This is a genomic window from Lacinutrix sp. (assembly GCF_037625555.1).
Lineage (GTDB): Bacteria > Bacteroidota > Bacteroidia > Flavobacteriales > Flavobacteriaceae > Lacinutrix.
Map to the genome: position 1 here is coordinate 66,245 of NZ_JASJHV010000105.1, position 6,008 is coordinate 72,252.

Genomic DNA, 6,008 nt, shown 5'->3' on the forward strand with positions numbered 1-6,008 from the left:
GCTTACTATTTTTTCCACTTTAAACTTTCCATAATACGTCTAATATCTTTTTGAAGATAATGTGAGGCTGGTAAAATAGAATCGTAATTAGGTTTTGCATAAAAATATAACGATCCCGTAATAAAATGGTTAATACTATCTGTTACATAAAATTGAGATTGTGAAGCTGCGTTTCCACCAACATCATAAAACATACCATAAACTCTACGTTCTGGGTTTATGTATTCAAATTCGTCTATAGCATCTGCCTTTTGTGTATGCTCCTGCGTAAAATTTTGAGCATTTTTTAAAAAAGTGTTTAAATACGTTTTATTATTCTCTATAGCTTTGTAAGTAATGTATATGGTACCTTTTAGGTTTGGGTACTCTATATTAATACCATAACTAGTAGTTTCTCCTTTAAGTGTTTTTGTTCTTAAGTTTTTACCTAATGCATTACGATCGAATGTAAAAGGCATTTTGGCAATATTTTCTGACTTATAAATGGCTTCTGGATATTCTAAAGCTAAATAAGCGTTTGGTTTTGGTGTTGGGTCTTCAGTACAACCTGAAAAAGCCATCACTAGTAAAACAATAAAGAATAAGTTTTTTTTCATAATAAAAAGCACTTGAAAAGCTTTGTCTAACAAATTTAGTGTTTAAGGGATAGTAACCTTTACGCGCTTTATTCTTTTTTTATCTAAAGCTTCTATAGTAAAAACGTAATTTTCAAAATTTATTTTACTGGCTTGCCTTGGGAAACCTCCAGAAATCTCTAGAATAAATCCTGCTAGAGTTTCTGCTTCACCTTTATTATCCTCGAAAATAGTTTCTTCTTCCAACTTTAAAATTTTATAAAAATCTTTTAAAGCCGTTTTACCTTCAAATACATAATTTTTATCGTCTAGTTTAGAATAATGCACGTCTTCATCGTCAAACTCATCGCTAATATCTCCTACTATTTCTTCGATAATATCTTCTAAAGAGACTAAGCCAGAAGTACCACCATACTCGTCTACAACAACTGCTAAATGTACTTTCTTTTCTTGAAACTCAGACATTAAATCGTCTATTTTCTTATTTTCTGGCACAAAAAACGGTTCGCGCAACAAAGTAGTCCAATTAAATTCTTTAGTGTCTATATGTGGCAACAAATCTTTTACATAAAGTATACCAACAATAGTATCTACATTGTCTTTAAAAACAGGAATTCTAGAATAGCCATTAGTTGTAATCTCTCCAATAATTTCACTGTAATTTTGCTCAATATTTAAGGCAAAAATATCCAAACGAGGTCGCATAACCTGCTTAGTATCTGTATTACCAAAAGAAACAATTCCTTTTAATATTTTTTGTTCTTCTTTAGTAGTATCGTCTTCGCTTGTTAGCTCTAAAGCTTGAGATAATTGGTCTACACTTAGGTTAGATTTCTGTTTTCCTAGCTTATTGTGAATTCCAAGTGTTATCGCACGCATTGGCAAACTTAAAGGTGAAAAAATAAAGTCTAATACTTTTAACGGATAAGCCATAAACATAGAAAACTTTATATTATTTCTACTTGCATAAACCTTAGGTAAAATCTCGCCAAAAAGTAAAATTAAGAAAGTTACAACTACAACTTCTACAATAAACTTTAAAACAGCATTAGTAATGCTTTGAAACATAAAATTACCTAAAAAAGCAAAGAGAATAACAATACCAATATTTATAAAATTATTAGCAACTAATATGGTTGCTAATAATTTTTTAGGGCGTTCTAAAAGCTTGTTAATAATTTGGCTCGCTTTGTTAGATTGAAGTTCTTCACTCTCCAAATCTGTTTTTGTTAAAGAGAATAATGCAACTTCAGCTCCAGATATTAATGCTGAACAAAATAATAATACAAAAAGTAGTACAAAGCCAGATATTGCAGAAATTTCTACGGTTAAAAAAGTAATAATTAAACTCGTGGGTTCAGGATCCAATGGTTACAAATTTAGTTTAAAATGGTAAGTCGTCGTCGCTAGCTGTATTTCCAGCAGGTTCGGCTTTTTTTTCTGTTGGCTTTTGCACTTGAGCTTGTGGTGTAGTAGCAGCTTGACTGTCTTTTTTTGTGGTTAAGAAAGTAAATTCATTGGCTTGAATTTCTGTACTGTAACGATCGTTTCCAGACTCATCTTGCCATTTTCTGGTTTTAATTCTACCTTCTATATATACTTTATCTCCTTTAGAAAGATATTTTTCGCAAATTTCGGCAGCTTTGTTTCTTAAAACAATATTATGCCACTCTACATTAGTTACACGCTCGTTTGTAGTTTTGTTAGTATAGGTTTCGTTGGTGGCTAAAGGAAATCTCCCAACACAGCCTCCACCTTCAAAATAGTGCATTTTTACTTCGTCTCCTAAATGCCCAATTAGCATTACTTTATTTAACGTTCCAGACATAATATATATTATTTACAATGGCAAAATTACATTTTTACCAATTGATAAACTTAAATTTAATAAAAAAAGAAAGACCATCTAAGTTTAAGATATTAAAAATTAAAGCTTTTTATAAAGTTAGCTATTAATATTGGTACCGGAAAATCTGTTATTTTATCTACAAATACTCCTTGTTGAAGCTTACTATCTGCAGTTACAATCCAAAAAGTTGTATTTAAATGCTGATGCGACAATTTATGAATTATTGGTGTTTCATTGTATATAGAGACACTAAAAGTTTTGTTTTTTAAAATTGAAAAGTCTTTTAGTTGGTTTTCAATTTCATTGACTTTGGAAGGTTTCTTTGTTTCAAGTAAAGGAAACTGATATAAATTTTGCCAAATACCTTTACCTTCTCGTTTTTCTAATATTGTTTTTCCGTCTTCTGAAAGAATTACAATAAAATTAAAGTGTTTTATCTTCACTTTTAAAGTTTTCAGCTTAACAGGTAATTCACTAATTCTATCTTGCTGTAACGCTATACATGTACCTGAAAAAGGACAACTATTACAATCTGGATTTTTTGGTTTACACTGTCTTGCACCAAACTCCATAATAGCTTGGTTAAAGGTTGCAGGCCTTTTTTTGTCTATTAATTCTTGAGCAAGAGCCTTAAATTCTTTAAAACCTTTTCCTGTATTAATAGGTGTACAAATACCATAAATTCTTGATAATGCTCTATAAACATTACCATCTACAACTGCTGTGGTTTCATTAAAGCAAATAGATGCAACAGCACTTGCTGTATAATCCCCAATACCTTTTAACTTAATTATTTCATTATAGGTATCTGGAAAATGTCCATCTAATTCCTCAACAATATATTTAGCAGAAGCATGCAAATTTCGAGCTCTAGAATAATAACCTAAGCCTTGCCAAAGTTTTAAAATTTGGGATTCTTCGGCTTTAGCCAAATCAAAAACTGTTGGAAATTTTGTGGTAAATGCGTCGTAATATGGAAGACCTTGAGCAACTTGTGTTTGTTGTAAAATAATTTCTGAGAGCCAAATAAAATATGGGTTTTTAGTTTTTCGCCAAGGCAAATCTCTTTTATTAACTAAGTACCAGCTAATTAGTTTTTCTGTTATATCCATTTAATTGATAAGATTCGCCAACAAAAGTAATTCTTTATCCTATTAAATTTTAATGAATTAGGTTTGAAATATTGAATATTTAATTCCTATATTTGCCAACCCTTAATTATAGTAATAACAAAACAAGAGAAAGACAATGACTAAAGCTGATTTAGTATCAAAAATTTCTGAGAAATTAGGAATTGAAAAAGGAGACGTTCAAGCGACCGTAGAAACATTCATGGAAGAAGTAAAAACATCTTTAGAAGGTGGAGATAATGTTTATTTACGTGGTTTTGGAAGTTTTATCATAAAAACTAGAGCTGAGAAAACAGGTAGAAATATTTCAAAAAATACAACTATTAAAATACCAGCACACAATATACCAGCATTTAAACCTGCAAAAGTTTTTGTAGAAGGTGTAAAAACTAATGTTGACGTAAAGTAATTTACAACATAAAACGAATTATTAATTTAAAACCAGACATCTTATGCCAAGCGGTAAAAAAAGAAAGAGACACAAGGTTGCAACGCATAAGCGTAAAAAAAGAAGACGCGCTAATCGTCATAAAAAGAAAAAATAATTCAAAAAAGTAGTTTTTATAACTACTTTTTTGATTTGTTAAAAACAATGTTCTTTGAAAACGAACTTAACTATTATCACGTAAAACCTTGCGTGTAGTATAAGTTCTTCGGATTTTTATTAAAAATCCTGTGAATGTCTTATTTACATAAGACATCCTACTTGGTAAAATTTACCAAGTAGAATAATGTATAATCCATCTGTTATACTTCGTGTATAATAGATTAAAATTAACAGTATGAATAAAGAATTGATTATCAGATCTAATTCTGACGGTGTTGATTTTGCCTTATTAAAAGATGGAAAACTTATTGAATTACATAAGGAAGAAGATAGTAACAATTTTGCTGTTGGTGATGTGTTTATTGCCAAAATACGTAAAGCTGTTCCTGGACTAAATGCTGCATTTGTAAATGTAGGTTACGAGAAAGATGCATTTTTGCATTATCACGATTTAGGCCCAAAAATATCTTCTCTTTTACAATTCACAAAACGTGTAAGCACAGGTAAATTAAATGACTTTTCACTAAAAGATTACCAATTTGAAAAAGATATAGACAAAGATGGCAAAATTGCCAATGTTATAAAGTCTAATCAATCAATGTTGGTACAAATAGTAAAAGAACCAATATCTACAAAAGGCCCAAGAATAAGCTCTGAGCTTTCTATAGCTGGTAGATTCATAGTTCTAGTACCTTTTAGTGATAGAATTTCTATTTCACAAAAAATAGAAGACAAAGGCGAAAAAGACAGATTAAAACGTTTGGTTAAAAGTATTACACCAAAAGGTTTTGGTATTATTGTTCGAACAGTAGCCGAAGGCAAAAAAGTAGCCGAATTAGACAAAGATTTACAGAATTTGCTAGGTCGTTGGACCGCAATGTGTAAAAAATTGAATAAAGCACATCATCCTTCTAAAGTACATGCCGAGTTAAATAAAGCCTCTTCAATATTAAGAGATATTTTTAACGACTCGTTTACAGGTATTCAAGTAGATGACGAATCGCTTTATATTCAAATTAAAGATTATGTGCAGGAAATTGCACCTAACAAAGAATCAATAGTAAAACTACATCAATCTAATACTCCTATTTTTGAAAAATTTGGAGTTGACAGACAAATTAAAACCGCTTTTGGAAAAACGGTTTCAATGGCTAAAGGCGCTTATTTAGTTATAGAGCACACAGAAGCATTGCATGTTGTTGATGTTAACAGTGGAAATAGATCTAATAAAGCTAATTCACAAGAAGAAACAGCTTTAGAAGTTAATATGATTTCTGCTACTGAAGTTGCTAGACAGCTTCGCCTTCGAGATATGGGAGGAATTATAGTAGTAGATTTTATCGATCAAAATAAAGCTGAAAACAGAAAAGCACTATACAATCATCTTCGTGATGAAATGAAAGATGATAGAGCAAAACACAAAATATTACCTCCAAGTAAGTTTGGATTGATTCAAATTACAAGACAAAGAGTAAGACCCGAAATGAACATTAAAACCAGAGAGGAAAATCCTGACGGCAATAGTGGTGCAGAGGTTGAAGCTCCAATAGGAATTTTATCTAAAATCAATCATGATTTAGAGATATTATTAAAAAAAGACTATAAAAAGATAACTTTAAACACACATCCTTTTATAGCAGCCTTTTTAACTAAAGGTTTTCCATCTATTCGTTCAAAATGGTTTTTTGAACACAAAAAATGGGTCAAAATACAACCTAGAGATGCTTACACATATTTAGAATATCATTTTTTAGATAAAAATGGTAACAAGATTAAATAATAAAAAAGCCGCAACATCAGTTGCGGCTTTTTTTGTGGTTTAAATTAGTTGGTTAAACTGATTTATTTTTGTGTGTTTTTATTTAGCTTTTGGTCCACCACTTAATATTTTAAATTCTGAACGTCTG

General features: G+C 30.4%; 6 protein-coding genes. 2 read left to right on the plus strand and 4 right to left on the minus strand.

Features of this window, described 5'->3' with window-relative positions:
• Nucleotides 1-5: 5 nt before the first annotated feature.
• The 4 genes from gldD to mutY all read right to left on the minus strand — a co-directional run bounded on the left by gldD (nt 6) and on the right by mutY (nt 3,536).
• Nucleotides 6-596, minus strand: a complete 591-nt coding sequence (gldD, locus tag QNK89_RS09030) for a gliding motility lipoprotein GldD (protein ID WP_340170693.1) — start codon at nt 594-596, stop codon at nt 6-8.
• A gap of 42 nt (nt 597-638) precedes the next feature.
• On the minus strand, nt 639-1,943 hold the full coding sequence (locus tag QNK89_RS09035) for a gliding motility-associated protein GldE (RefSeq protein WP_340170695.1): 1,305 nt from the start codon (nt 1,941-1,943) through the stop codon (nt 639-641).
• A 16-nt stretch (nt 1,944-1,959) separates the two neighbouring features.
• A complete protein-coding gene (gene ssb / locus QNK89_RS09040; RefSeq protein WP_340170696.1) occupies nt 1,960-2,403 on the minus strand; it encodes a single-stranded DNA-binding protein in 444 nt (147 codons plus the stop codon).
• 92 nt (nt 2,404-2,495) lie between these two features.
• On the minus strand, nt 2,496-3,536 hold the full coding sequence (gene mutY, locus QNK89_RS09045) for an A/G-specific adenine glycosylase (RefSeq protein WP_340170697.1): 1,041 nt from the start codon (nt 3,534-3,536) through the stop codon (nt 2,496-2,498).
• A 136-nt stretch (nt 3,537-3,672) separates the two neighbouring features.
• Here mutY and QNK89_RS09050 point away from each other — a divergent pair, with 136 nt between their 5' ends.
• Both QNK89_RS09050 and QNK89_RS09055 read left to right on the plus strand, forming a co-directional pair.
• Nucleotides 3,673-3,963 (plus strand): HU family DNA-binding protein, encoded by a 291-nt coding sequence (locus tag QNK89_RS09050; RefSeq protein WP_034060825.1) that lies wholly within the window; start codon nt 3,673-3,675, stop codon nt 3,961-3,963.
• Nucleotides 3,964-4,336: 373 nt separating this feature from the next.
• Entirely contained in the window at nt 4,337-5,881 is a 1,545-nt protein-coding gene (locus QNK89_RS09055) for a ribonuclease E/G (RefSeq protein WP_340170698.1), read from the plus strand.
• The last annotated feature ends 127 nt before the right edge of the window (nt 5,882-6,008 follow it).

Excerpts from the sequence above, each read along its gene's own strand:
- gldD (WP_340170693.1), bottom strand. The coding sequence starts at position 596 with ATGAAAAAAAACTTATTCTTTATTGTTTTACTAGTGATGGCTTTTTCA.
- ssb (WP_340170696.1), bottom strand. The coding sequence starts at position 2,403 with ATGTCTGGAACGTTAAATAAAGTAATGCTAATTGGGCATTTAGGAGAC.
- mutY (WP_340170697.1), bottom strand. The coding sequence starts at position 3,536 with ATGGATATAACAGAAAAACTAATTAGCTGGTACTTAGTTAATAAAAGA.
- QNK89_RS09050 (WP_034060825.1), top strand. The coding sequence starts at position 3,673 with ATGACTAAAGCTGATTTAGTATCAAAAATTTCTGAGAAATTAGGAATT.
- QNK89_RS09055 (WP_340170698.1), top strand. The coding sequence starts at position 4,337 with ATGAATAAAGAATTGATTATCAGATCTAATTCTGACGGTGTTGATTTT.